The following is a 26,986-nucleotide window of genomic DNA, read 5'->3' as shown; positions in this document are numbered from 1 at the left end:
TATTATTTTAAAAATTGTTGAATCCATTTCCCACCATAAATCCATAAGTAAGAGTAACTCAGAATGGAGAGTGGTTTGGTCAGAATCATAATGGTTGTAAAGCGTTTGATTGACATATTTGTTAGGCCTGTAATCATGACAAGGATGTCAGCAGGTGAGATTGGAGATAGCATACAAAGAATGAAAAATCTTTCATATCCTTCACTTTCCAATCTTTTTTCATATTTGAAAAACTCATCTTCTTTAACAAATAATAGAATAAATTTCCGCCCATAACGTTGCACTAAAGCAAAAAGTATGATGGAGCCGATTACTATACCTGCATAATTTAATATAAATCCAAGCCATGGTCCACAAACTAGAAATCCAACAATAGTTGTCACACCACCTGGAATAACTGGAAAAACAACTTGTAGAATTTGAATTCCAATAAAGATAAGGGGGCCAAGAATGTCATGGCGCTTGACCAAATCCTTCATTTGGTTACTGTCATTTAAGATGCCTAATTGATAGAGCCAGATGACCAAAATAAAAGAAGCAATAATAGCAATGATACCTAGAATTTGAACGATCCGTTGAATCATTTTATAACGTTTACTTTGTTTCATTTCCATAACACTATCATATCATATCTATAAAAATTTTGCTTAATTCAAATAAATCTGTTATACTTATTATCAAGTAATGATTTTGGGGTCGTTACGGATTCGACAGGCATTATGAGGCTTGTTCTGCAACTCATCGTGCGGATGTAAAACGTCAGTTAAATATAACTGCAAAAAATACAAATTCTTACGCATTAGCAGCTTAATAACCTGTTATGTGTGACTAGTCGCAGATTGCTTGCGTTTGTTTGACTGGTCTTAAAAATGGCAAGCTACGTTAGAGCATTGTCAGGTTGTTCTAAAAGAGATTTACTGAATCGCTTGGCTGAGGTTTGAGTTATGTATCGCTGTCAAGTTAAATTAAGACATAACCTATAGTTGTAGACGAATAAGTTGGCAGGTGTTTGGACGTGGGTTCGACTCCCACCGGCTCCATTAAAAGTTATCTTAAAACAAAAAACGCCGTTTGAAGCGTTTTTTTATTTTAAGATATTTATAATTTAAAGTATAAGTAAAGTGATGAGATACCTATACTAATAAATATGATAGAAATGAGACGGCCGATAATAGCAGCAGATAAAATCGGGTGGGCAAATAAGATTAGCGCTAAAATCAAAGTAATAATTGCTGAAATAATGTCATTTCTACCGAGACCTGATTCAAATTGATTCAGTTTGATTCCAGCGATTAAGCGTAATGCTCCAACGATGAACAGCCAGTAACTTAATAATAATGTTACTGCGTTACTAAGTGAAAAAGTAGAACTGGTTAATAATAAGAAACCAAATATTAGAGAGATGGTATGTTGGAGTAGTGACCATATATTACGATGTTGCTTATCAGTGGAGAAATATCGGTTTAGCCCAGAAATCCCACTAATGAACACAGCCAGTGCCAAAACCCATCCAATGGTTGCTAAAGTGGTCAGTGGATTGAAGAATAGGTACAACCCAATGATAAGTGTGATGATACCAGCAGATAGTGAAAAATATTTCATTTAAAGCTCCTTTTGAGTAATACAGTTATTTTAAGTCAGTTTCCATACTTTGTCAATGAAATTTACAAAATCTGAGAATTTTGTTATAATGACAAGCATTACTGTGCTTTGGGAGGTTAAAATGGAAATCGCCTATGTTGTTCTGCAAAAGTTAATTGTTTTGTGTTTGTTGATGGGGGTGGGGGTCCATCTGATGCAAAGGGATATCTTTACGAGAGATTTAACAAAACAGTTATCAAAACTATTAACAGTTTATGTGGTCCCGACTCTGTTTGTTTCTGCCTTCATTAGTTCAGATTTTTCTCTGTCGCGATTAAAACTTTTGATAGTGACTATTTTATCTGCAGGCTTTATTTTGTTGACACGAGCCTTGTTATTACACTTCATAGTTCCAGTATCACGCCCGATGGATAAGTACGCTGCGATGTTTTCTAATGCAGGTTTTATGGGGGTTCCTTTAGCCACAGCCGCTGGAGGAATGGATGCCGTATTTTTTATTTCAGGATTTATATTAGTAAACCAGATGACACAATGGACCTATGGCCTTTTTTTAATTACTAAAAAGAGAAGTAGCATTTCTTTTAGAAGTGCCATATTGAATCCCGCTGCTGTAGGTACAGTTATTGGGGTGACCTTATTTTGTTTGCCATTTCATCTGCCTACAGTTCTAATTGATACTGTCAACACCTTCTCAGACCTCAATACCCCTTTAGCTACCTTGGTGTTAGGGACTTACTTTTATAAAGTTGATCTGAAAGAAGTCTTTTTCTATAAACCTGCCTATTATACTGCTTTTTTACGATTAGTTCTAACAGCTGGTTTTTCGATTATATTAATTTGGTTATTACCGATAGATGAAAGAAGTGTCAAATTAGCTCTCACAATTGCCTCAATTTCCCCTACAGCTTTAAATGCTGCGCTATTAAGTCAGGTCTATGGTGGAGATTATGAGTATTCTTCACGCTTGGTTCTTTTGACAACCATGTTTTCTATGTTGACTATTCCAGTATGGATGACGGTTGCTGGATATTTATACCTTTAGTATCTCAGAGTAGTCTGAGATTTTTTTGTGTAGAAATAGTTTAGTTATGCTTATTTTCAGAAAATTATCGAAGTATTTTCAAAAAAATATTATTTTTTAAATAAAAATGCTTGACAAAATTTTCAGAATATTTATAATATTAAGAGTAACTATTTATTATGAATATATGGAGGACTTATATATGACTACAGGTAAACAGTATGTAGATAGTGTGTTTGAGAAAGTAAAGGCTCAAAACGGTCACGAGGCAGAGTTTCTTCAAGCAGTTGAAGAAGTCTTTAACTCACTTATTCCAGTCTTCGATAAATATCCAAAATACATTGAAGAAAATATTTTAGAGCGTATGGTTGAACCAGAACGTATCGTCTCATTCCGTGTACCATGGGTTGATGACAAGGGGAATGTACAAGTAAACCGTGGTTTCCGTGTACAATTCTCATCAGCAATTGGTCCATACAAAGGTGGTCTTCGTTTCCATCCATCTGTCAACCAATCAATCATCAAATTCCTTGGATTTGAGCAAATCTTTAAAAACTCCCTAACTGGTCAACCAATCGGTGGTGGTAAAGGTGGATCAAACTTTGATCCAAAAGGGAAGTCAGACAACGAAATTATGCGTTTCTGCCAAAGCTTTATGACAGAGCTAAGCAAGCACATTGGTGCTGATACTGACGTTCCAGCTGGTGATATCGGTGTTGGTGGCCGTGAAATTGGTTACCTTTATGGTCAATACAAACGTCTTCGTAATGAGTACACAGGTGTTCTTACAGGTAAAGGCTTGACTTACGGTGGTTCATTGGCGCGTACTGAAGCAACAGGTTATGGTGCGGTGTACTTTGCTGAGCAAATGCTTAAGGCGCGTGGTGAAAACTTTGAAGGTAAAATTGCGCTTGTATCTGGTTCAGGTAACGTTGCGATTTATGCGACTGAAAAACTTCACGCGCTTGGTGCTAAAGTTGTTGCAGTATCTGATTCTTCAGGTTATGTTTATGATGAAGATGGTATTGATGTAGAGCTTCTTAAAGACATTAAAGAAGTGAAACGTGCACGTATCGTTGAATATGCAAATGCTCGTCCAAATGCAAAATTCATTCCTGTTGGAGAAGGTTCAATCTGGGATAACAAAGCAGACCTTGCATTCCCATGTGCGACACAAAATGAAATCAATGAAGAGCAAGCGAAAACATTGGTGGCTAACGGTGTTATTGCCGTATCAGAAGGGGCTAACATGCCATCAACACTTGAAGCGATTGATGTCTTCTTGAATGCTGGTGTATCATTTGGTCCTGCCAAAGCAGCAAACGCTGGTGGTGTAGCTGTTTCAGCTCTTGAAATGGCACAAAACAGCCAACGTACACCATGGTCATTTGAAGAAGTTGATGCTAAGCTTTACGATATCATGAAAGGTATCTATGAGAACTCAGCAGCAGCAGCTAAAGAATTTGGTCAAGAAGGTAACCTTGTTCTTGGTGCAAACGTTGCAGGATTCCTTAAAGTTGCTGAAGCAATGTCAGCACAAGGTGTGGTTTAAGAAATGATTTCTTAATTCAAATCTTCCAATAAAACAAGATTTAAGCAGTCACTTTCGTGGCTGCTTTTTGATATAATAAAGATAGATGATTAGATGACAGGAGATAGTTATGATAAAACCAATTTGTAAAGATACCTTCTTTCTTGCGCAGACGTCAGTAGATTGTACTAAAGAAGATTTATATTTAGCTCAAGATTTGGAAGACACCTTGCAAGCTAATCAAGAAGCTTGTGTTGGGATGGCCGCGAATATGATTGGCATCAAAAAACGGGCCATTATTATCAATATGGGTTTGGGAAATCTGGTGATGTTTAACCCTGTTATGACTGCTAAATCCTTGCCGTTTGAGACAGAAGAGTCTTGTCTATCTTTGACTGGAAGTCGTCCTACAGTACGCTACCAAAAGATTGAGGTGACCTTTTTAGATGTCAACTGGAATAAGCAGAAGCTCACCCTGTCAGGACTTCAGGCACAGATTTGTCAACATGAATTAGATCACCTTGATGGGATTTTGATTTAAAGGATGCGACCTAGAATACATCTAGGTTTTTTTGATGCTAAAAAGTTACGATAAGAACTTTTTATTTGACAATAGTTATCACGAGAACTAAAATAGTTATCATGATAACTATATGGAAGGAGTTGTTTATGAAAGAACCGTTAAATGAGATGCGTAACTTGATTAATCAGGTAGAAAATCATTTACAAGCTTTATCAAAGGAATATGATGTGGAGCACTTGAGTGGTCCTCAAGGTTTTACCACAATGTATTTATTCCGTAATCAAGATAAAGAAATTTTTATTAAAGACATAGAGCGAGAATTAGATATCTCAAAGTCTGTGACCAGTAATTTGATCAAGCGAATGGAAAAAAATGGCTTTATCTCTATTGTTCCATCTGCTGTCGATAAAAGGTGTAAGCAAATTGTCCTGACTGAATTCGGTATTGAAAAAGCTCACAAGATGGATGAGTTTTTTAAAGCTAAATATAGTCGCTTATTGAAAGATGTTAGTAGGGAAGATATGGAAACGGTCCGTAATGTTTTTAGGAAAATCAAGAAAAATCTAAGTGAGGAATAAGAATGTTTAAATTATTTAAACGTATGAATAAGACAGAGCTGTTAATGGCATTTTTCAGTGTCGCTTTTGTTTGTGCAGGAGTTTGGTTGGATTTGGAAGTCCCATCATATATGTCTGAGATTACAACCTTGTTGCAAGAAAAAGGAACAGAGGTATCAGATATTATGAAACCAGGCTGGACCATGATTGGTTTGTCATTTTTAAGTTTTGGGACTTCAGCCGTTGTTGGCTTTTTAGCAGCTCGTTTGGCAGCTAGTTTTACAACGAGTTTGCGTGCAGATATTTTTAATCAGGTGATGGATTATTCTCAATCAGAGATTAAAGGTTTCTCTATTCCAAGTTTGTTAACGAGAACTACTAATGACCTGACACAGTTGCAATTGTTGATTACGATGGGCTTGCAAGTTGTCACAAAAGGTCCTATTATGGCTGTTTGGGCAATGACAAAAATTGCAGATAAGAGTGGGGAGTGGATGTTGGCTGTTATTGTTGCAGTCTTTGTTTTGTTGCTGATGCTTTTAGTCTTACTTTTGTTAGCTTTTCCAAAGCAACGTCATATTCAAACTCTAACGGATAAACTCAATAGTATCACAAGAGAGATTTTATCAGGTATTCGTGTAGTCCGTGCCTATAATGCTGAAAGCTATCAAGGTGAGAAGTTTTCAAAAGCTAATGACGATGTGACTAATTTAAACTTATTTGTTAACCGATTAATGGCTTTGATGAATCCTGTCATGACCTTGATCTCAAGTGGTTTAACCCTAGCTATTTATTGGATTGGTGCTAGTTTGATTAATGATGCAGCAATGACGGATAAGTTACCAATATTTAGTGATATGGTTGTTTTTTCATCTTATGCGATGCAAGTTGTTATTGGTTTTATGCTGATGGTAGCGATATTCATTATTTTACCTCGCTCGTTAGTATCGGCAGGTCGTATCAATGAGGTATTGGAATTGGATTCTTCTATCCACTATCACCAATATCATGAGACGCCATCTAACGAAGTAGGTAATATTGTTTTTGAAGATGTTTCATTTCGTTATGCTAAAACATCAGAGGCTGTTATTGAGCATGTTTCATTTGAAGCTAAAGCAGGTCAAACGATTGCCTTTATAGGTTCAACGGGGAGTGGTAAAAGTACTTTGGTCAATCTAATTCCACGTTTTTATGATGTTACTGAAGGATCTATAAAAATTGATGGACGAGATATTCGAGATTATTCTCGTGAGAGTTTGAATAATAAGGTTGGCTATATCCCTCAAAAAGCTGTTCTTTTTAGTGGGACTATTCGATCAAATATGACCTTGGGAGAAAGTTCAGCGAGCCCATTAACAGATAGTGCAATTTGGGAAGCTTTAGATTTGGCACAGGCCAAGGAGTTTGTTGAAGGTAAGGCTAAAGGACTTGATGAGGAAGTAGCACAAGGGGGAACTAATTTTTCAGGTGGACAAAAACAACGACTTGCGATTGCAAGAGCCTTGGCTAGAAAACCTGAAATTCTTATTTTTGATGATTCATTTTCTGCCTTGGACTATAAAACAGATCGTATTCTTCGTTCAGAACTGTCTAAGCGAACAAGTCATATGACAAAATTGATTGTTGCGCAACGCATTTCGACGATTATGGATGCGGACCAAATTTTGGTATTAGATCAAGGTAAAGTAGTGGGACAAGGTACTCATAAAGAATTATTGAGCCATAACAAGGTCTATCAAGAAATTGCCTATTCTCAATTATCTAAGGAGGAATTAGAAAATGAATAAAACAAAGCCATCCTTTATCAAACAATTAAATCCTTATATTAAAGGTTTTAAACTCCCTTTTTTCATCGCCTTAGTAGGTGCGGTGATTTCAAGTACTATTACAGTCATTGGGCCTGACCGTTTAAAGGAAATTACAGATTTAATCACTAAAGGGTTGATGACAGGCATTGATCTTGATGAAGTGAATCGTATTACTTTTTCACTAGCAGGTCTATACGCTATAGGTGCTGTTGTTGCTTATATACAGAGTTTCATTGTCTCTACTTTAATCCAAAAGTTTTCAAAACGGCTACGTCAGGGTATTTCCCAAAAAATTAACCGATTATCATTAAACTATTTTGATAGTCATTCTCAAGGCGATACGTTATCACGTGTCACAAATGATGTTGATACAGCTAGTCAATCCCTTAATCAAAGCTTGGGGAACTTGGTAACTTCTTCTGTACTTTTAGTTGGTAGTATCTTTATGATGTTCAAAACCAATACAAGCCTGGCTCTAACAGCAATTTTATCTGTGGCTGCAGGTTTTGTTCTTACTATGGTTATCATGGCGAAATCTCAACCATTTTTTAAGCAGCAACAATCAAATTTAGCTAATTTAAATGGTTTTGTAGAAGAAACTTATTCAGGTCACCATGTCATCACTAGCTACAATGCTATTACAGAATCAAAGAAAAATTTTAGTCAGTTGAATAATCAACTCTGTAGTAGTATGTGGAAATCACAGTTCTTTTCAGGTATTATGATGCCAATGATGATTTTTATTGGGAACTTTGGTTATGTCATGGTCTGTGTTGTAGGATCTGTTATGGCTTTAGATGGAGATATCAGTATTGGGACAATTGTGGCCTTTATGACTTATGTTCGTATCTTTTCGCAACCCTTATCACAAATTGCACAAGCTATCACACAACTTCAATCAGCAGGTGCAGCGATGGGACGAGTGTTTGAATTTTTAGCAGAAGACGAAATGATTGAAGAGGCTGATAAAGTAAAATCTTTAGGCAATGTGCGTGGTCATGTCCATTTTGAAGGAGTTTCTTTTGGATACAGTAAAGACAAAACGATTATCCATGATTTTACTGCTGAGGCAAAACCTGGTCAAAAAGTGGCCATTGTCGGCCCTACTGGTGCAGGTAAAACAACCATTGTTAATCTGCTCATGCGTTTTTATGATATTGATAAAGGACACATCAGTATTGATGGGACTGATACACAATCAGTGACACGTGAGGCGGTGCATGAAGCATTCTCAATGGTTTTACAAGATACTTGGTTATTTGAAGGGACCATTAGGGATAACTTGATTTATAATCAGTCAAATATCACGGATGATGAAGTGATTGACGCCGCTAAAGCTGTTGGTATTCATCATTTTATCATGACCTTGCCTAAGGGATATGATACGGTATTAGATGATTCAGTCACTTTATCAGTTGGACAAAAGCAACTTTTAACCATTGCGCGTGCTTTGCTTAAAGATGCGCCATTGTTAATTCTAGATGAGGCGACCTCATCAGTAGATACCAGAACAGAAGAATTGATTCAAAAAGCGATGGATAGATTGATGGAAGGACGGACCTCATTTGTTATTGCTCACCGACTATCTACCATTCGTAATGCAGATTTGATTTTGGTCATGAAAGATGGGAATATTATTGAGCAAGGAAATCATGAGACCTTGATGATGGAACAAGGTTTTTATGCAGATCTTTACAACTCTCAGTTTGAGCAAGCATCTTAAAACATCTAAAAAAGGACTCGGTCTAAGTATAGACCAAGTCCTTTTTTGTGGTGATTGCATAAAAAATTTAGTGTGACTAATCGTTAGCGAGTATTGTTGGTATAGTCTGCTAAGCTTTGTCTGATAGACTTGATAAAAGAGGTTGTGATGTCAGATTGAGTTTTATGGTCATTGGTGACAAATCCTAAAGTATGAATTTGGCTATTTTTTAAAGGAATGAGAACAATCTGATCTTTAATAAAACTATTGACAATACCTAAACCAGAGGCATAGGCATCTGATCCACACAGTAGATTCATGACCGTTCCTCTATCATTGCTGTAGAGAATATTTTGATGTTCAGAGACTGTTAAGGTATCTTCATCAAAATTTAAACCCGTACTTTCTTGACGAAATCGAACTTGAGTGTAGGGCTTTAAATCCTCCTCAGAGATAAGTGTTTGATTAGCTAGTGGGTGTCCTTTGCGTAAAAAGATACGGGTTGGAAATTCGCCTAAGGGAGTAAAAGAAAGGTTATGTTGTCTCATATAACGTTCAAGGATATGCTTATTATCATCATTAAGATAGATAATCCCCAAATCACTCTCAAAGTTTAAGACACTCTCCAGTATTTTTTTAGTAGTGGTTTCAAACATATGAAAATGTTGGTAATGATCTTTGAACTGTTCAGCAATTTCCAACAGAGGAATGGAGAGAAAGTCATAATGATGCGAAGTAATCGTAAAACTTTTTCGATAATTTTGTTGATACCTTTGTTCTAGTAAGTCGATTTCACCAAGAATACGTTTAGCGTATTTCAGAAAGTCATTGCCATCATCTGTTAAACGAGCCCCTGTATTTGATCGAAAGAACAGCTGTACCCCTAATTCGTTTTCAAGCTCTTTAATAGAGCTTGAAAGATTGGGTTGGGTAACATAAAGTTTTTTAGCAGCTTCGCTAAAGGATCCTGTTTCTGCAATCGCTTCAACATAACGACACTGTTGAATATTCATCGCCTACCTCCATCTAAGTTAGTGTTCTTATTGTACTTAAGTGTTTCAAAAAAAGCAACAAAATTCTAGAAAATGATAAAAAATGTTCGGTATAAATAAAATTTATGGCTGGGAATAAAAAATATAGATTATACAGATCAATCGGTCAGTGGTAATATAATAACATGTTTTTGAAAAGGAGATAGGTATATGAGTAAGCGTCAATGGATTAAAGAAGTTTTCCAAGGTAAAAAAGTTAATCAGGTACCAATTGGTTTTTGGTATCATTTTACATCAGAAGAGGACTGGACGGAAGGGTTAAACGATCCTAGCATTGCAGTTAAAAATATTCAAGGTCATAAACATTTTGTGGAAACCGTTCATCCAGACTTTGTAAAATTGATGAGTGATGGCTTTTTTGATTATCCTAATCCCATCATTCATTCGGAAATAAAATCAATTGAGGACTTAGCCGCTATCCAATCCATCGGGGAAAAACATCCGTGGTTTGATCAGCAAGTATCACTTGTTCAATCTATTAAAGAAAACTTCCCAGAGGATATTTTTACGGTTTATAATATTTTTGCTCCTGCTACCTATCTTAAATGGAAGTTGGCTGGTCAAGTCTCCAGCGGAGACGACATTTTAGCAGATTTTATCAAGAGTAATCCTAAGTTGACACAACACGTTTTAGATGTTATTGGTCAAGATATCGCTATTTTAGTTGAGCGTTTGATTAAGGAAGCTGATGTCGATGGGATTTATCTCAGTGTTCAAACCCTACAAGATCAGCGCGTGACTAAATCAGACTATCTTGAAGTGGTTAGACCAAGTGAGGTTAATCTATTAGAGGTGGCTAATGGCTTAGGAGGGTTGAATATCCTACACATTTGTGGTTATGAAGGTGCCACAAATGACCTTAGCTTGTTTGTTGCTTATCCAAGTCAAGTGGTAAATTGGGCAACAGGTATTGAAAAACTCTCATTAGCTGATGGAAAATCCTATTTTGGAGATAAGGTTGTTTTAGGAGGTTTTGATAACACTAAAGCAGGTCTGCTCTATCAAGGAAGTCAGGAGGCTATTCAATCTAGGGTGAGAGAGATTTTGGATGAAACAGCGGGAGATAAGGTGATTATCGGTGCAGATTGTACCATTCCAGATGATATTAATCTTGAGCACTTACAGTGGGTAAGAGAAGTTTTAGTAAAATAAAGGAGAAAAGAGATGACAAAGAAAAAGTGGATCATAACAGGTGGAGTTTTATTAGCGGTTGCAGGTGTGACCTTTGCTAGTCGCTATTTAAATCAAAGTCAAACATCGGCGCAGAGCACCGATTCAAGCAGTCAAAAGGTGACACGATTAAAAGTAGCCCATACACAGAATTACGTTCCTTATGATTTTGTGAATGATAAAGGAGAAAGTGATGGTTTTGAGGTTAAAGTCTTAAAAGCTGTTGATGAAAAATTAACAGACTATGAATTTGATTATACAGGCACAAGTGATGAGGACCTCCTTATTGGGTTGGAATCTGGGAAATACGATGTCGGGATAAAAGGTGCTTGGTACACAGATGAACGTGCGGAGAAATTTATTATTCCAGAGCAAGCGATTGGAGCAAGTGTGATTGGATTTACCATCCGAAAAGATCAAGCAGATACCATTAAAACTATTGACGACTTTGCAAAATCAAAAGGAAAATTAGTTCCTATTTCTCCACAAAATGCACAATGGAATGTGATTGAAGAATACAATGACGCTCATAAAGAAAATCCTATTACCCTAACGGCAGCTGAAAGTTTTTCGGTAGCTGATGCTTATGCTTGGGTTCTTGAGGGACGATATGATGCTTATTTTGATATAAAATTATCCTATGAGAAAGCTGTTCAAGCAACTGATGGAGCTTACCATCAATATGCTGATCAACTAAGCTATTTCCCTTATAAAGGCATCAAGACCTATCCCTTGTTGAACCGTAATGCCACAAATGAAAAATTTGCCAAGGCTTATGATCAGGCAATCAAAGAATTGCAGGCAGATGGAACGATTAAAAAACTATCAGAAAAATACTTCGGTGAGGATGTTTTCTCATATGTCACAGACTAAGGAGGGATTATGGTTTCTTACCAACCATCGTATATTTTTAGATTTCTTCCAGAGATTTTGACAGCTCTTCCCTTAACATTATTAATATTAGTTTTATCCATTCTATTTGGTAGTTTATTAGGGGGGATTATCACCCGTGGACAACTTAGTCAAGATGATACAATCAAAAAACTAGCAAACGCTTATATTTTTGTTATTCGTTGCACACCACCTGTTGTTTTACTGTTTCTGGTATTTTATGGTTTACCTGAATTTTTAAAATGGTGGTTAGGAATAAATGTTGAGTCTTGGTCTAGAGCGAGCTTCACGTTGATTAGTATGGTTTTACTGTTTGCAGCAACATCAGCTGAGATTTTTAAATCAGCTTATCTTGCCATTCCCTACGGGCAAACGGAGGCTGGTTTGAGTATCGGACTTAATTCTTGGCAAACCTTTTTTAGAATTATTTTTCCACAAGCTTTTCGAGTTGCCCTTCCTAATCTGACAACAGCTATTTTAAATCTGATGAAAGATATGGCTTTGGCTTATACGATTGGCCTGGTCGATATCATGGGACAAACCAACCTACTGATTTCTAGAAATATGGGCAATTACTCACTGGAGGCTTATACTGCGGTTGCCATTATTTATTGGGGATTGGCCTTACTTGTGACATTTCTCAGCCACATGATAGAAAAAAACTTAGTAGTAAAAGGGGGATAAGTGATGAACTGGGACTTTATTATAAAAACTTTTTTCCTCAGCCTAAGAGGAATTCCTGTCACCTTATCTATCTTACTGGTTTCTTTACTACTCAGCTTTCCTCCAGCTCTTTATATCGCTCTAGCTCGAATTAAAGGAAAGAAAGGAGTGACACGTTTTTCTCTTATTTATTTAGCTGTCATTCGCTCAACACCATCTATTTTATTGATTCTCTTTTTTTATAGCCTATTGCCGAGTTTATTAAATGCCACTCTGAAAATGAGTCATATCAATATTTTTGACTTAAACCCAATTTATTATGCTTATATTATTTTTAGTTTAATGACAACAGCTAGTTTATCAGAGATCATTCGTTCGGCGATTTTAACAGTCGATAAGGGACAAATAGAGGCGGCTTTATCCATTGGTTTAACGCCAATACAAGCTTACAGACGAATTGTATTTCCACAAGCTTTAAAAGTGGCTTTACCTAATTTATGTAACTTAGTGATAACTATAATAAAAGGAACCTCCCTTGTCTTTGTGATGACCATAAAGGATATTACAGCCATTGCAAAAGTAGAGGCAGCTTATGGTTACCATTATTTTGAGGCTTATTTTGTAATTTTTGTGATCTATCTGCTTTTATGTGGAGGAGTTCAGTTTGGCTTTTCTTGGTTTGACCGTTATTTGAAGAGAGTGTGAGAGGAGATTTTGATGTTAGAAATAAAGCATGTTAAAAAGAGATTTGGCAATAAGACGGTTCTAGACGGTGTGAGTCTCAAGGTTAATCAAGGAGATGTTGTGGTCATTTTAGGCCCGTCTGGTTCTGGGAAAACGACATTTTTAAGAACTATCAATCATTTAGAAAAAGCTGATGAGGGGTATCTTGTATTGGAGAATAAGGAGTATCATTTGCCTAATTTACACCATAAAGACATCTTGTCTATTCGACAAAAAACAGCTTTTGTTTTTCAAAATTATAACCTTTTTGCTAATAAAACAGCATTAGAAAATATTTTAGAAGGATTAGTGGTAGCACGTAAAATTCCCAAACAAGAGGCTTTAACAATAGCAGAAGAGGCTCTAAAAAAAGTGGGACTCTTAGACTATAAAAACCATTATCCAAAACAGCTATCAGGAGGGCAACAACAACGCATTGGAATTGCCCGAGCAATAGCGGTTAGACCAGATGTGATTTTATTTGATGAACCGACATCTGCACTTGATCCAGAGCTTATTGATGATGTTTTAGCGGTTATGAAACAGCTAGCAGAAGAAGGGGTGACCATGGTAGTTGTTACGCATGAAATGAGCTTTGCGCGTGATGTGGCCAATCATATTGTTTTTATGGATGGCGGTCACATTATTGAAGAAGGAACACCAAAAGAGTTTTTTGGTTATCCAAAACAAGAGCGGACCAAAAAATTCTTATCTCGCATCTTAAAAGATCCACATTATAGTGTGGAATACCAAATTTGATATTCTGATGGTTATATTTGCTTGAAAAAAGAGTTTACTTGGGATATGATAAAACTGGAAGCGATTTCAAGAAAAGGAAGTGATACCATGTCAGCTTATTTTGAAAAAATGCTCCATCAACGGTTACGATTTCAAGGTACTTATAGTGGATGTAAAGTTTTTAAAAAGAAAGATCGCAAACGAACGATTGTTTACTACATCATTAGTTTTAAAAACTTGGTCGAAGTCAAATCTAAACGTTTGTTTAGAGATCATAACCATATCAAAGTTTCTAAAAAAATCTACTTACGCTTTGCTCCCCTTCCCATCAATCAATTAGATTATCAGTTTACAGCGGAAATTTATCGCTATACAGAACCCCCAAAAAATCACAATGGGTTTTACTACAGAACTTTTGAATTGGGATTAAAAGAGATCAAAAAAATTAGGGAAGTTTCTATAGAGTCTTTGAATCTCAACCCTTAATTTTTGATGTATAAAGTGATTTGATTCTACAAAATTTGCGGTTAAGAGTCGCAAATTTTTTGTTTTTATAATAAAATAGAACTTGATGAGTAACATGAAAAGAAAAGTGGGCCGAGGGTGGTCACACAGTAAGATTATCTTAATAGGAGAACATTCGGTTGTTTATGGTTATCCTGCTATTGCTTTGCCATTAAAAAATGTAGAGGTAGAGTGTCAGATTACTGCAAGCGATAGTCCATTAATATTTCAGCCTGATGATACCTTATCAACTGCTATTTTCTCTGCTTTAGAGTATTTAAATTTAAAAACTGCTAACATTGATTATCAGATTACCTCAACTGTCCCTGAAAAGCGTGGAATGGGATCATCTGCTGCAGTTAGTATTGCTGCCATTTCAGCTGTATTAGATTATTTTAATCAGACAGTGGATAAGGAGACACTAGAACAACTTGCTAATCAAGCAGAAATTATTGCGCACACCAATCCTAGTGGACTAGATGCAAAAACCTGTTTAAGTGATCATGCTATTAAATTTATTCGTAATGTTGGTTTTAGCCAACTGACCGTAAATTTAGATGCTTACCTCATCATTGCAGATACTGGCATTCATGGTCAAACCAAGGAAGCTGTAAAAAAAGTTGAAGCAATGGAAGAAAAATCTCTTCCTATTTTACATCGCTTGGGAAATCTAACTGAACAGATGGAGCAGGCTATTTCTGAAAAAGCAGTAGCTAGTGTTGGTTTTTTAATGACAAAAGCTCACACGGAACTTCAAAAATTAGGGGTCAGCATTGAAAAAGCAGACTACCTTGTTTTTGAGGCTTTGTCATCAGGTGCCTTAGGAGCAAAAATGAGTGGAGGTGGTCTAGGAGGCTGTATTATCGCTCTTGCTCATAATGCTATCCAAGCTAATCTGATTTCACAACATCTCATGGAAAAAGGAGCGATCAATACATGGATCGAACACATTTAGTTAAGGTAAAATCATATGCCAATATTGCGATTATTAAGTATTGGGGAAAAGCTGATGCTGACAAAATGATTCCATCAACGTCAAGTATTTCGTTAACCTTGGATAACATGTTCACAGAAACACAAGCTATTTTTATCAGTTCTGAAACTGCTTTAGCCGAACGTGGTGTGGAGGGCGACCTTTTTTATCTGAACGGCGTACTTCAAGATCAAAAGCAACATGATAAAATTAGTAAGGTAATTGATCTTTTTAGAGAGGATCAATCACAGTATGTTAAAATTGACACGTTTAATAACATGCCAACTGAAGCAGGCCTCTCTTCAAGTTCTAGTGGATTATCGGCTGTTATTAAGGCCTGCAATGAGTTGTTTGAAAAAGACCTTAGTCAAAAAGAACTGGCTCAAATTTCTAAATACGGTTCAGGCTCATCTTCGCGTAGCTTCTTTGGACCACTAGCTGCTTGGGACAAAGATACAGGTGAGATTTACCCTGTAGAGACAGATTTGAAACTAGCCATGATTATGTTAGTGCTGACTGATCAAAAAAAACCGATCTCAAGTAGAGATGGCATGAAGCTTTGTATGGAAACCTCAACTAATTTTGAGCAGTGGGTCAAGCAATCTGAACAAGATTTTATTGCGATGAAGGCCTACCTAAGGGCTAATGATTTTCAAAAAGTTGGTGAGTTAACAGAAGCTAATGCTCTTTTTATGCATGCTACGACACGTCACGCCACGCCTAGTTTCTCTTATTTGACAGAAGCCTCTTATCAAGCGATGGAAAAGGTGAAGTCCTTGCGACAAGAAGGGCATCGCTGTTATTTTACGATGGATGCGGGACCAAATGTTAAGGTACTTTGTCTAGAAGAGGATTTAGACCAGCTAGCCTCTATCTTATCAAAAGACTATCACATCATTGTTTCAAAAACCAAGGAATTATAGATGACAAAATATGTGACAACTTGCGGGAAACTTTATCTAGCAGGAGAATATGCTGTTTTAACACCTGGACAGTCAGCTTTGATAAAAAATATCAACATCAGAATGCAAGCTGAGATTGACTTTTCTGAAACCTATCAGCTGGTTTCAGATATGTTTAACTACACTGTTGATTTAAATCCTGATCAAAATTATGCGCTTATACAAGAGACAATCTTGGTCATGGAAGAGTTTCTTGCTGATCAAGGTTTGAAACTAAGGCCAATTCGACTATCTATTTCAGGAAAGATGGAAAGGGATGGAAAAAAATTTGGTATAGGATCAAGTGGTTCAGTTGTGCTTTTAACAATTAAGGCTATGGCTGAGTTATATGATTTATCTTTATCTCGTGATAGCTTGTTTCGCTTAGCAACCTATGTTTTAGTAAAACGTGGCGATAACGGTTCAATGGGCGATTTAGCCTGTATTGCTTTTGAAGATTTGATACTTTATCAATCCTTTGATAGACACAGTCTAGCTCAACTGATACAAGAAATACCTTTAAGACAAGTGTTAGCAAGTGATTGGGGTTATCAAATCAAGCCAGTTTCATCCCAGCTAACTTGTCAATTTTTAGTTGGTTGGACGCAAGAGCCATCCATTTCAGCAGAAATGATTACTCAAGTCAAATCAGCTATCACCCCTCAGTTCTTATCTGAAACAGAAAAAGCCACTCAAAAATTAACCCAAGCCATCGAACAGGGAAATCAACAAGGTAGTATTCAACAAATAAATCGTATCAGTGAGCTACTAGCTAATCTGAGTCCTTTAATCTACACAGAGGATTTAGTTGCCTTACGTCAAGCAACAGAAGGGGTAGAAGCTGTTGCTAAATCAAGTGGGTCTGGCGGAGGAGACTGTGGTATTGCTTTAGTTTTTTCTAAAGTTGCCGAAAAAAAAATAAAAGAAAGATGGCAGAGACTCGGAATTGAGCTTTTATACGCCAGTGAACTATAGAAAATGACACAAAATCGTAAAGATGATCATATTAGGTTTGCCAGACAATACCAATCACCTTACAATAGTTTTGATGACATGGAACTCATTCATTCATCTTTGCCTGATTATGATCTGGATCAGATTGATTTATCGACAGAATTTGCAGGGAGACGATGGGACTATCCATTTTATATCAATGCAATGACAGGTGGCAGTGCAAAAGGTAAGGTTATTAATAGAAAATTAGCTCAGGTTGCAGAAGCATGTGGTATTTTATTTGTGACAGGCTCTTACAGTGCGGCTCTAAAAAATTTAAATGACGATTCTTATGCCGTTAAAGAGCTAGCTCCTAAGGTACAACTGGCAACCAATATTGGTATCGACAAACCTTATCAAGCAGCTCAGAAAGCGATTGAGGATTTATCGCCAGTTTTTTTACAAGTTCATCTTAATTTGATGCAAGAATTGCTGATGCCTGAAGGAGAACGTCATTTTAGTCATTGGAAGAAGCATTTGACATCTTACAGTGAGGAAATTACCACTCCTTTGGTTTTAAAAGAAGTTGGTTTTGGGATGGATAAAAAAACTATTCTCTACGCAAAATCATTAGGAATAAAAACTTTTGATATTTCTGGTAGAGGGGGAACAAGTTTTGCCTACATTGAAAATCAACGTGGAGGGAATCGTCAATATTTAGATGAATGGGGGCAATCAACTGTTCAGGCGCTCTTAAATCTTCAAGATATGACAGATGAAATTGAAATTTTAGCTTCAGGAGGCGTAAGACATCCACTAGATATGATCAAAGCCTTAGTTCTAGGTGCTAAAGCAGTTGGGCTTTCACGGACCATGCTTGATTTGGTAGAAGAGTATGAGCTTGATCAAGTTATTGATATCGTTAATGGCTGGAAAATGGATTTAAAAATGCTAATGTGCGCTTTAAATGTCTCAAGCATTTCAGAGTTACAAAATGTAGAGTACCTACTATATGGCAAATTAGCACAACAAGTAAAAAAAAGTTCTGGAAAATAAATTCCAGAACTTTTTGTTTAACTTATTGGCATATTTTTTTGAGGAGTTCTTGTGCGGTTTCGAGATTTAAATGGGGAGATTTAAGTAATTGTGGAACTAACAAGGGAACCTCTTTTTCACTAGCTCCTGCTAGTAAGGCTAATGATTTTGCCTGTAATTTCATATGTCCAGCTTGAATTCCCGAACTGGTTAAAGCCTTCAAGGCAGCAAAATTTTGTGCCAACCCTAAGGATACAATCAGCCTAGCTAGTGTTTTGGCATCAGGTTGACCTAAAAGATCGAATGATAGTGCAACATTAGGATTAAGGCCGATAGACCCACCTTTTGTAGCAATTGGCATAGGCAAGGTCAGTTGACCAATGATTTGATGCTGTTGTTCATCTAATTGCCAACTACTAAGTCCTTGGTATTGTCCATTTCTACAGGCATAAGCGTGACCGCCGGCTTCAATAGCACGCCAGTCATTACCTGTTGCCAAGACAAGTGCATCAATTCCGTTAAAAATCCCTTTATTATGAGTACTGGCCCGATAAACATCCACTTGAGCAAGTTGGCTTGCTAAAGCCATTTTTTGACCAAGTTCCAATGCTTCATCTTTATTTCTGCTCAAATAACGTAAATCAACAGTACATTGTGCAGTTATAAGAGATTCTGTTGCGTAGTTTGACAAGATGGCCATCAGACTTTTTCCGCCACTTAATTGCTCCAAATTTAGTGTTAAAGCTTCCATCATGGTATTGATGATATTGGCTCCCATAGCTTCTTTGGTATCAACGATAAGATAGACAACTAAAAATGTAGGATCATTTCCAACAAAATCAAGACGGAGATCACAGGCTCCACCACCGCGTTTTACAATAGAAGGGTGAGCTGCATTTGCGGCTTGCAGCAGATGCTCTTTATTAGCCAAAATATCTTTTTTAGCCTGTTCTAAATCAGGAACTTGATAAAGAGCAACCTGGCCAATCATTTGACGATTTTGAATGGTTGTTTGAAATCCACCAGATCGTTTAATGATTTTTGCTGCATATGATGCTGCGGCTACAACTGATGGCTCCTCGGTGACCATAGGAAGCTGATAAGTTTTTCCATCCACAAGAAAATCAGGTGCAAGAGCATAGGGGAGATTGTAAGTTGTTAGCACATTTTCAACCATTTGATCAGCGGTTTCAAGAGGTAGTGTTCTGTGCTGATAAAGTGTTTCTAATGAAGAATTTGTTAAGAAATGAAGTTTTTCTAAATGTTCTATACGTTGTAAAATAGTCTTTTTTGAAAAACCTGTCCAATTTTGTTTGTTCATAATGATTATACTTTTTGGTATTGTCTTTGATGTTCGGTGATAGAAGTTAGGGCAAATGGTCCTGTTTGATATTGTCTAAAACAAGCATTGCCATCTTGATCTAATTGAGTTTCCTCGTAGAACATCTCCTCATACCCTTTAACTGAAAGTGGTGTTCGCTGGCTTAATTGCTCAAGACGAGATGGCTTGAGTTGATCTTGAAAGCCCTCAACTAACTGTCCTGAGAAGATCTCACAAACTGCTCCGCTACCGTAGCTAAAGAACCCGATTTTATCGCCAGACTTTAAATTTTGGCTATTTTCTAATAGAGATAAAAATCCAAGGTAAAGGGAGCCTGTGTAGATATTTCCGACTTGGCGACTATAGGCAATACTATCTTGAAAATTTTGGATCAGAAGGGTTTTTCTGTTTTCGGGTAGCTGTTTATCCATAATTTTTTGAAGACCTTTTTGAGCTAGTTTAGGGAATGGAATATGGAAACAAAAAGCTGCATAATCTGATAGAGTTGAATTAAAGCGCTTTCGATGCTCAGTCCAAGTTGTTTTCAAGCAATCAAGATATTGTTTGGTCGAATACATGCCATTGACATATGGTGTATCGGAATAGTTGGGACGCCAAAAATCCATAATATCGCGTGTTTGAGCTAGGTTATCATCATTTAATGCCAAGATGCGTGGATTTTGGCTAACCAACATGGCAATCGCTCCAGCACCCTGCGTGGATTCTCCTGCTGATGCAATGCCATATTTTGCAATATCGCTTGCCAAAACTAGGACTTTAGATTCAGGGTGTTTTTCAATGTGTAATTTGGCATAGTTAAGCGCAGCAGTAGCGCTATAGCAAGCTTCTTTCATCTCAATTGAACGCGCAAAGGGTTGAATTCCCAATAAACCGTGTACATAAACGGCTGCCGCCTTGCTTTGATCAAGGCTTGATTCAGTAGCAAAAATCACCATATCAATCGCTTGTTTGTCAAGGTCATTTAAAATTTCGGAAGCCGCAGAACTAGCTAATGTGATAATATCTTCAGTTATAGGTGTAATGCTAAGGGCATCTAGCATCAAGCCTTGGCTAAATTTTTTAGGGTCTTCCCCTCTTGCTTGAGCCAAATCGCTCATCTTTAGTACATAGTGACTGGTTGAAAAACCAATTTTATCAATTCCGATTGTCATAAGAAAAATCTTACTCCTCTAAAATAAAGTCATTAATACTTTCATTCTATCATATTTTGATGGAATGGATGAAAATAAACATTGAGTCATCAAAGTAAGTCATTTCGTTGGCAATATTTTTAGTAGATTTTTCTTTTAAATTTAGATAGAATAAGCAAAGTGAAAAAAAGTAGGGGGCTATGATGACTAAAGCAGATCAAATTTTCAAAGAAAATATTCAAAAGATTATGGATGAGGGCGTATGGAGTGAACAAGCTAGACCTAAGTATAAAGATGGGACATCAGCTAATTCGAAATATATTACAGGCTCTTTTGCAGAATATGATCTTTCAAAAGGTGAGTTTCCCATTACGACCCTGCGTCCTATTGCTATTAAATCAGCTATTAAGGAAATTTTTTGGATTTATCAAGATCAAACTAACGATTTATCTGTTTTAAATGATAAATATGGTGTCAAGTATTGGAATGATTGGGAAGTTGATAAAAGCGGTCATATCGGAGAGCGATACGGAGCGATTGTTAAAAAACACGACATCATCAATAAAATTTTAAAGCAATTAGAGGAAAATCCTTGGAATAGACGTAATGTCATTTCTTTATGGGATTATGAGGCGTTTGATACTTCAGCTGGCTTACTTCCATGCGCCTTTCAAACGATGTTTGATGTTAGACGAGTAGGGGAAGAGATCTATCTTGATGCAACCCTTACTCAACGTTCTAATGATATGCTTGTTGCTCATCACATCAATGCCATGCAATATGTTGCCCTTCAAATGATGATTGCAAAGCATTTTGGTTGGAAAGTTGGCAAATTCTTTTATTTTGTTAATAACTTACATATCTATGATAATCAATTTGAACAAGCTAAGGAATTACTACGTCGTCAGCCTTCGAGTTGCTCGCCGTACTTAGTCTTAAACGTTCCTGATAAGACCAATTTTTTTGAGATTAAACCTGAAGATTTTGTATTACTTGATTATGATCCAGTTAAACCACAATTGAAATTCGATTTAGCAATTTAGAGCAGAGAAAACTTTTTCAAATGCATTTTCACTAGAGTTTTGATAAAATAGAAAAAAAGCATTTTAGGAGATAGGATGAGCAAGAAACTAGTTGCCATTTGGGCAGAAGATGAGAATCGATTAATTGGATCAAATCAAACAATGCCATGGCACTTGCCAAAAGAACTCCAACATTTTAAGAAAACCACTATGGGAGAGGCGATTTTGATGGGGCGTGTTACCTTTGATGGAATGAAAAGACGTCTTTTACCAGGAAGAAAAACTCTAATCTTAACGCGTGATCAATCTTTTCAGGTCTTGGGAACTCAGGTTTTCCATTCCACTGATGAAGTTTTAACCTGGTACCATCAACAAGATAAAACGTTGTTTATCACTGGTGGAAGCCATGTTTATGCAGCCTTTAAGGATGTTTATGACGAACTCATTGTGACAAAGATTCACGCTTGTTTTGAAGGTGATACTTATTTTCCAAGTGATATCAATTTAGATGATTATCAAAAAGTCTCTGAGGTTTTTTATGACAAAGATGATGGAAATCCTTATGCTTTCACAGTTTTACATTATATAAGAAAAGTAAGAGAGTAAATAAATGCAAAGAAGTATTTTCGGCGTTTTTACGGCATTTTTATTTGTGATTTGTCTCTTGTGTGCTATTCCAGCATTTCAAAAAAGACGCTATGGCCTAGGGATTTTTCTACTCCTAAATGCCTTTACAAATATTGTTAATACCATCCATGCCTTTTATGGAACACTATTTTAGAAAATTAAAGTTTAGAGGATATCATGACAAATACAACAGATCTTATGTTTCATTGCTCTTTTTGTGGTAAAAGTCAAGAAGAAGTAAAGAAAATCATTGCGGGTAATAATGTTTTTATTTGTAACGAGTGTGTTGAGTTATCGCAAGAAATTATTAGGGAAGAACTAGCAGAAGATGTCTTGGCTGACTTAGCTGAGACACCTAAGCCAAAAGAATTGCTCGATATTTTAAATCAATATGTGGTTGGTCAAGAGCGTGCCAAACGTGCCTTAGCTGTTGCAGTTTATAATCATTACAAACGAGTAAACTTTAAAGAAAATGCTGATGAGACTGATGTTGATTTGCAGAAGTCTAATATTTTGATGATTGGTCCGACAGGATCAGGTAAAACGTTTTTAGCTCAAACCTTAGCTAAAAGTTTGAATGTCCCATTTGCAATCGCTGATGCAACTGCTTTAACAGAGGCAGGTTATGTTGGTGAAGATGTTGAAAATATCTTGTTAAAGCTTATTCAAGCAGCTGACTTTAATATTGAACGTGCAGAGCGTGGCATTATTTACGTCGATGAAATTGATAAAATTGCTAAAAAAGGAGAAAATGTTTCAATTACTCGTGATGTATCAGGTGAAGGCGTCCAACAAGCTCTTTTGAAAATTATAGAGGGAACAGTTGCTAGTGTCCCTCCTCAGGGAGGAAGAAAACATCCTCAACAAGAAATGATTCAAATCGATACAAAAAATATTTTATTTATCGTTGGTGGTGCTTTTGATGGTATAGAAGAAATCGTTAAACAACGCTTAGGTGAAAAAGTTATCGGATTTGGTCAAAATAACCGTAAGATTGATGAAGATGGTTCTTATATGCAAGAAATTATCTCTGAGGATATTCAAAAATTCGGACTGATTCCAGAATTTATCGGTCGTTTACCAGTATTTGCTGCCTTAGAGCAATTGACAGTGGATGATCTTGTGATGATTTTAACAGAGCCTAAAAATGCTTTAGTCAAACAATATAAAACACTCTTATCCTATGATGGGGTAGAATTAGAATTTGATGAGGATGCCCTTCAGGCTATCGCGGCTAAAGCTATTGAACGTAAAACAGGTGCTAGAGGACTTCGTTCCATTATCGAAGAGACTATGCTTGATGTTATGTTTGAAGTCCCTAGTCAAGAGGATGTTCAGGCTGTTCGTATCACTAAAGCTGCAGTTGAGGGTACTGATAAGCCAATTTTACAAACAGCTTAGGAGGTCTTATGTCAGAAGAAGTTTTAAATACACATAATGCTTCCATTCTTTTGAGTGCAGCCTCAAAGGCACATTACCCACAGGATGACTTACCTGAAGTAGCACTTGCAGGTCGTTCAAATGTAGGTAAGTCTAGTTTTATTAATACACTTTTGGGGCGTAAAAATCTTGCTCGCACCTCTAGTAAACCAGGTAAGACACAATTGTTGAACTTTTATGACATTGATGGTAAGTTGCGTTTTGTTGATGTTCCTGGTTATGGGTATGCTAAAGTCTCAAAGGCTGAGCGTGCCAAGTGGGGAAAAATGATTGAGGAGTATTTGACTAGTCGTGATAACCTGAGAGCTGTTGTGAGTTTGGTTGATTTACGTCACGATCCATCGGCAGATGATGTTCAGATGTATGAATTTCTGAAATATTATGAAATCCCTGTCATTGTGGTCGCTACTAAAGCTGATAAGGTTCCTCGAGGAAAGTGGAACAAACATGAGTCGGCTATCAAGAAAAAATTGAACTTTGATTCATCAGATGCCTTTATCATCTTCTCGTCTGTTAACAAAGAAGGCTTAGATCGATCATGGGATACAATTTTAGAACATTTATGATATAAAAATAGAGCTTAACCAGGTGTGATATCCTCGTTAAGCTCTATTTGTTATAGTTGAAAACTATGTTAAGTTCTATAAAATCTGTATAACATCTTTTTAAGAATCCATGTTATGATAGTTTCAATATTTTATTGTGGAGGATTTCATGGATAATCATAATTTTGAAAATGAAGGTCAATTTCAGCGAAAAATGACCAGCCGTCACCTCTTTATGCTATCACTGGGAGGTGTTATTGGAACAGGTCTCTTTTTGAGTTCAGGATATACTATTGCCCAAGCAGGTCCTTTTGGAGCGATTTTATCCTATTTAGTCGGAGCGATTGTTGTCTATTTGGTGATGCTGTCTCTAGGGGAATTAGCAGTAGCGATGCCAGTGACTGGATCCTTTCATACTTATGCGACAAAATTTATTAGTCCAGGAACAGGATTCACAGTGGCTTGGCTTTATTGGATTTGTTGGACAGTAGCACTAGGGACAGAGTTTTTAGGAGCTGGTATGTTGATGGGAAGGTGGTTCCCAGATGTCCCAGCTTGGCTATTTGCTGCTATTTTTGCTGCAATTATTTTTGCGATTAATGCTTTGTCAGTACGTTCTTTTGCTGAGGCAGAGTTTTATTTTTCAAGCATTAAGGTGATTACAATCATCTTATTCATTATTCTAGGGTTATTAGCTATTTTTGGAGTGATTCCGTTTGAAGGAGCAAGCAGTGCGCCACTCTTTCATAACTTAACCAAAGAGGGACTTTTTCCGAATGGGACGATTGCAGTGGTTTCTGTTATGCTGTCTGTTAACTATGCTTTTTCAGGAACAGAATTGATTGGTATTGCAGCAGGAGAAACGGAAAACCCTGTAGAGACTGTTCCTAAGGCTATCAAGACAACTATCGGACGCTTAGTTATCTTTTTTGTCTTGACCATCATTGTGTTAGCGTCACTTTTACCAATGGAAGAAGCGGGAGTGACTGATGCTCCTTTTGTAACGGTATTTGATAAAATGGGAATTCCGTTTGCAGCGGATTTGATGAACTTTGTCATTTTGACAGCTATTTTGTCAGCGGGGAACTCAGGTCTATATGCGTCAAGTCGTATGCTTTGGTCTTTAGCCAATGAGGGAATGTTATCGCAAAAAGTTGTTAAAATTAATGATCATGGCGTTCCGATGCGCGCTCTTCTCTTATCTATGGTAGGAGCGGTATTAGCGCTTTTTGCTAGTGTTTATACAGCAGACACTGTTTTCCTCGCTCTAGTCTCAATTGCAGGATTTGCTGTAGTGGCTGTTTGGCTATCCATTCCACTTGCACAGATTAATTTCAGAAAAGCATGGTTAAAGGAGCATAGTGAGGAAGAATTACACTATAAAACACCTTTTAACCCTATTTTACCGTATGTAACCATCACATTATTAGTCATTTCAATTATTGGAATTGCCTGGGATGCTTCCCAACGAGCAGGATTGTATTTTGGGATTCCGTTTATCATAGTGTGCTACCTTTATCACTATTGGCGTTTTAAAAAATTCTAGGAGGAGATATGGGACGTTTTAAAGACCTGTTAGAACAGCAGGAGTACATCATCTTACACGGTGCTTTAGGAACAGAATTGGAATTTCGAGGACATGATGTGTCAGGCAAACTCTGGTCTGCTAAATACTTATTAAGTAATCCCCAGCTGATTAAAGATATTCATAAGGACTATATCCGAGCAGGAGCAGATGTCATCACAACATCAACCTATCAAGCAACCCTTGAAGGCTTGGCTGAGGCAGGATTATCTTCTCAAGAAGCTGAACAATTGATTCGTTTGACGGTTATATTAGCTAAAGAAGCACGGAATGAGGTGTGGGGAGAACTTTCTGATGAGGAAAAAGTGGAACGTTGTTATCCACTGATTTCTGGAGATGTAGGTCCCTATGCTGCTTATTTAGCCGATGGTTCTGAATATAGTGGAAACTATGGTGGTATCACCCTTAATGAACTAAAAGATTTTCATCGCCAGCGTATTCATCTACTATTGGAGGAAGGAGTTGACCTCTTAGCTTTGGAAACCATTCCAAATTATCTAGAAGGGCAAGCACTCAGTCAGCTCCTACGTGAGGAGTTTCCAGATGTTGAGGTTTATATCAGTTTTACTTCTCAAGACGGTAAGGCTATTTCAGATGGCACCCCTATCGATAAAATTGCAGAGCTAATCAATAAGACACCACAAATCTTAGCAGTAGGACTCAACTGCTCAGCTCCAGTAATTTACGATGATTTTCTTAAAGAACTGAGAAAGAAAACAAACAAACCTTTTGTAACCTATCCAAACTCAGGTGAGATTTATGATGGTAATACACAGAGCTGGCAGGACACAGCTGATACAAGTCGTACACTTCTGGACGATACGATCCGCTGGCATCAGTTAGGTGCTAAAGTAGTTGGAGGCTGTTGTCGTACAAGACCAGAAGATATTAAAACCTTAGCAGAATTTCTAAAATAAAGGCAATAGCC

Annotated in this window: 28 protein-coding genes and 1 other RNA gene; 24 read left to right on the top strand and 5 right to left on the bottom strand. The window is 37.0% G+C overall.

What is annotated here, in order from left to right; all coding sequences use genetic code 11:
• Window positions 1–2 precede the first annotated feature (2 nt).
• Window positions 3–614: a TVP38/TMEM64 family protein gene (locus ACQRDX_RS04445; protein WP_427894586.1), complete on the bottom strand. Its 612-nt coding sequence runs from the start codon at window positions 612–614 to the stop codon at window positions 3–5.
• 78 nt (window positions 615–692) lie between these two features.
• On the opposite strand from ACQRDX_RS04445, the gene ssrA reads away from it, so the two are divergent.
• Window positions 693–1,043, top strand: a transfer-messenger RNA (tmRNA) gene (ssrA, locus tag ACQRDX_RS04440).
• Between the two features lie 55 nt (window positions 1,044–1,098).
• Here ssrA and ACQRDX_RS04435 read toward each other — a convergent pair.
• On the bottom strand, window positions 1,099–1,602 hold the full coding sequence (locus ACQRDX_RS04435; protein ID WP_427894588.1) for a DUF308 domain-containing protein: 504 nt from the start codon (window positions 1,600–1,602) through the stop codon (window positions 1,099–1,101).
• Window positions 1,603–1,723: 121 nt separating this feature from the next.
• Here ACQRDX_RS04435 and ACQRDX_RS04430 point away from each other — a divergent pair, with 121 nt between their 5' ends.
• From ACQRDX_RS04430 to ACQRDX_RS04405, 6 genes are all read left to right on the top strand, one after another.
• Window positions 1,724–2,644, top strand: coding sequence for an AEC family transporter (locus tag ACQRDX_RS04430; protein WP_427894590.1), 921 nt, complete (start codon window positions 1,724–1,726; stop codon window positions 2,642–2,644).
• 181 nt (window positions 2,645–2,825) lie between these two features.
• Window positions 2,826–4,175, top strand: a complete 1,350-nt coding sequence (gene gdhA / locus ACQRDX_RS04425) for an NADP-specific glutamate dehydrogenase (protein ID WP_354368498.1) — start codon at window positions 2,826–2,828, stop codon at window positions 4,173–4,175.
• Window positions 4,176–4,284: 109 nt separating this feature from the next.
• Window positions 4,285–4,695 (top strand): peptide deformylase, encoded by a 411-nt coding sequence (locus tag ACQRDX_RS04420; protein WP_427894592.1) that lies wholly within the window; start codon window positions 4,285–4,287, stop codon window positions 4,693–4,695.
• 128 nt (window positions 4,696–4,823) lie between these two features.
• The gene (locus ACQRDX_RS04415) at window positions 4,824–5,255 is read left to right on the top strand and encodes a MarR family winged helix-turn-helix transcriptional regulator (protein ID WP_427894594.1); all 432 of its coding nucleotides are present in this window, start codon (window positions 4,824–4,826) and stop codon (window positions 5,253–5,255) included.
• A 2-nt stretch (window positions 5,256–5,257) separates the two neighbouring features.
• On the top strand, window positions 5,258–7,021 hold the full coding sequence (locus ACQRDX_RS04410; protein ID WP_427894596.1) for an ABC transporter ATP-binding protein: 1,764 nt from the start codon (window positions 5,258–5,260) through the stop codon (window positions 7,019–7,021).
• The gene (locus tag ACQRDX_RS04405) at window positions 7,014–8,765 is read left to right on the top strand and encodes an ABC transporter ATP-binding protein (RefSeq protein WP_427894598.1); all 1,752 of its coding nucleotides are present in this window, start codon (window positions 7,014–7,016) and stop codon (window positions 8,763–8,765) included. Before ACQRDX_RS04410 ends, ACQRDX_RS04405 begins: the two co-directional genes overlap by 8 nt.
• Window positions 8,766–8,848: 83 nt before the next feature.
• Here ACQRDX_RS04405 and ACQRDX_RS04400 read toward each other — a convergent pair whose 3' ends face one another.
• Window positions 8,849–9,757, bottom strand: coding sequence for a LysR family transcriptional regulator (locus ACQRDX_RS04400; RefSeq protein WP_427894600.1), 909 nt, complete (start codon window positions 9,755–9,757; stop codon window positions 8,849–8,851).
• 189 nt (window positions 9,758–9,946) lie between these two features.
• Here ACQRDX_RS04400 and ACQRDX_RS04395 point away from each other — a divergent pair, with 189 nt between their 5' ends.
• From ACQRDX_RS04395 to fni, 10 genes are all read left to right on the top strand, one after another.
• The gene (locus ACQRDX_RS04395) at window positions 9,947–10,948 is read left to right on the top strand and encodes a uroporphyrinogen decarboxylase family protein (protein ID WP_427894602.1); all 1,002 of its coding nucleotides are present in this window, start codon (window positions 9,947–9,949) and stop codon (window positions 10,946–10,948) included.
• Window positions 10,949–10,960: 12 nt separating this feature from the next.
• Window positions 10,961–11,839 (top strand): transporter substrate-binding domain-containing protein, encoded by an 879-nt coding sequence (locus tag ACQRDX_RS04390; RefSeq protein WP_427894604.1) that lies wholly within the window; start codon window positions 10,961–10,963, stop codon window positions 11,837–11,839.
• A 9-nt stretch (window positions 11,840–11,848) separates the two neighbouring features.
• The gene (locus ACQRDX_RS04385; protein WP_427894606.1) at window positions 11,849–12,541 is read left to right on the top strand and encodes an amino acid ABC transporter permease; all 693 of its coding nucleotides are present in this window, start codon (window positions 11,849–11,851) and stop codon (window positions 12,539–12,541) included.
• Between the two features lie 3 nt (window positions 12,542–12,544).
• Complete coding sequence (locus ACQRDX_RS04380; RefSeq protein ID WP_427894608.1) at window positions 12,545–13,225, top strand: amino acid ABC transporter permease; 681 nt, start codon at window positions 12,545–12,547, stop codon at window positions 13,223–13,225.
• Between the two features lie 12 nt (window positions 13,226–13,237).
• On the top strand, window positions 13,238–14,002 hold the full coding sequence (locus tag ACQRDX_RS04375) for an amino acid ABC transporter ATP-binding protein (RefSeq protein WP_354368519.1): 765 nt from the start codon (window positions 13,238–13,240) through the stop codon (window positions 14,000–14,002).
• Between the two features lie 45 nt (window positions 14,003–14,047).
• Window positions 14,048–14,467 (top strand): hypothetical protein, encoded by a 420-nt coding sequence (locus tag ACQRDX_RS04370; protein WP_427894611.1) that lies wholly within the window; start codon window positions 14,048–14,050, stop codon window positions 14,465–14,467.
• Between the two features lie 94 nt (window positions 14,468–14,561).
• Complete coding sequence (gene mvk, locus ACQRDX_RS04365; protein ID WP_354368523.1) at window positions 14,562–15,440, top strand: mevalonate kinase; 879 nt, start codon at window positions 14,562–14,564, stop codon at window positions 15,438–15,440.
• On the top strand, window positions 15,422–16,381 hold the full coding sequence (mvaD, locus tag ACQRDX_RS04360) for a diphosphomevalonate decarboxylase (RefSeq protein ID WP_427894613.1): 960 nt from the start codon (window positions 15,422–15,424) through the stop codon (window positions 16,379–16,381). Before mvk ends, mvaD begins: the two co-directional genes overlap by 19 nt.
• Entirely contained in the window at window positions 16,382–17,374 is a 993-nt protein-coding gene (locus tag ACQRDX_RS04355; RefSeq protein WP_427894615.1) for a phosphomevalonate kinase, read from the top strand. It begins immediately after the preceding gene.
• A 3-nt stretch (window positions 17,375–17,377) separates the two neighbouring features.
• Window positions 17,378–18,388 carry a type 2 isopentenyl-diphosphate Delta-isomerase gene (gene fni / locus ACQRDX_RS04350; RefSeq protein ID WP_427894617.1) on the top strand — a complete coding sequence of 337 codons (1,011 nt, stop codon included), beginning with the start codon at window positions 17,378–17,380 and terminating at the stop codon, window positions 18,386–18,388.
• 22 nt (window positions 18,389–18,410) lie between these two features.
• Here fni and ACQRDX_RS04345 read toward each other — a convergent pair whose 3' ends face one another.
• Window positions 18,411–19,688 carry a hydroxymethylglutaryl-CoA reductase, degradative gene (locus ACQRDX_RS04345; RefSeq protein WP_427894619.1) on the bottom strand — a complete coding sequence of 426 codons (1,278 nt, stop codon included), beginning with the start codon at window positions 19,686–19,688 and terminating at the stop codon, window positions 18,411–18,413.
• Window positions 19,689–19,693: 5 nt separating this feature from the next.
• The gene (locus ACQRDX_RS04340; RefSeq protein WP_427894621.1) at window positions 19,694–20,860 is read right to left on the bottom strand and encodes a hydroxymethylglutaryl-CoA synthase; all 1,167 of its coding nucleotides are present in this window, start codon (window positions 20,858–20,860) and stop codon (window positions 19,694–19,696) included.
• Window positions 20,861–21,042: 182 nt separating this feature from the next.
• Between ACQRDX_RS04340 and ACQRDX_RS04335 the strand changes: the two genes are divergently transcribed.
• From ACQRDX_RS04335 to mmuM, 7 genes are all read left to right on the top strand, one after another.
• Window positions 21,043–21,882 carry a thymidylate synthase gene (locus ACQRDX_RS04335; RefSeq protein ID WP_427894623.1) on the top strand — a complete coding sequence of 280 codons (840 nt, stop codon included), beginning with the start codon at window positions 21,043–21,045 and terminating at the stop codon, window positions 21,880–21,882.
• A gap of 75 nt (window positions 21,883–21,957) precedes the next feature.
• Window positions 21,958–22,467 carry a dihydrofolate reductase gene (locus tag ACQRDX_RS04330; RefSeq protein ID WP_427894625.1) on the top strand — a complete coding sequence of 170 codons (510 nt, stop codon included), beginning with the start codon at window positions 21,958–21,960 and terminating at the stop codon, window positions 22,465–22,467.
• A gap of 4 nt (window positions 22,468–22,471) precedes the next feature.
• A complete protein-coding gene (locus ACQRDX_RS04325) occupies window positions 22,472–22,642 on the top strand; it encodes a hypothetical protein (protein ID WP_354368539.1) in 171 nt (56 codons plus the stop codon).
• Window positions 22,643–22,665: 23 nt separating this feature from the next.
• On the top strand, window positions 22,666–23,889 hold the full coding sequence (clpX, locus tag ACQRDX_RS04320; protein ID WP_427894628.1) for an ATP-dependent Clp protease ATP-binding subunit ClpX: 1,224 nt from the start codon (window positions 22,666–22,668) through the stop codon (window positions 23,887–23,889).
• 8 nt (window positions 23,890–23,897) lie between these two features.
• Window positions 23,898–24,494 carry a ribosome biogenesis GTP-binding protein YihA/YsxC gene (gene yihA / locus ACQRDX_RS04315; RefSeq protein WP_427894630.1) on the top strand — a complete coding sequence of 199 codons (597 nt, stop codon included), beginning with the start codon at window positions 23,898–23,900 and terminating at the stop codon, window positions 24,492–24,494.
• 148 nt (window positions 24,495–24,642) lie between these two features.
• Window positions 24,643–26,019, top strand: a complete 1,377-nt coding sequence (locus ACQRDX_RS04310; RefSeq protein ID WP_427894632.1) for an amino acid permease — start codon at window positions 24,643–24,645, stop codon at window positions 26,017–26,019.
• 8 nt (window positions 26,020–26,027) lie between these two features.
• Entirely contained in the window at window positions 26,028–26,975 is a 948-nt protein-coding gene (gene mmuM, locus ACQRDX_RS04305) for a homocysteine S-methyltransferase (protein ID WP_427894634.1), read from the top strand.
• Window positions 26,976–26,986 lie beyond the last annotated feature (11 nt).

Origin of the sequence: Streptococcus sp. SGI.013, from assembly GCF_050315295.1 — a bacterium.
GTDB classification, from domain to species: domain Bacteria; phylum Bacillota; class Bacilli; order Lactobacillales; family Streptococcaceae; genus Streptococcus; species Streptococcus porcorum.
Note: the sequence above shows the minus strand (reverse complement) of the source record. Positions and strands in the feature narration are given on the sequence as shown.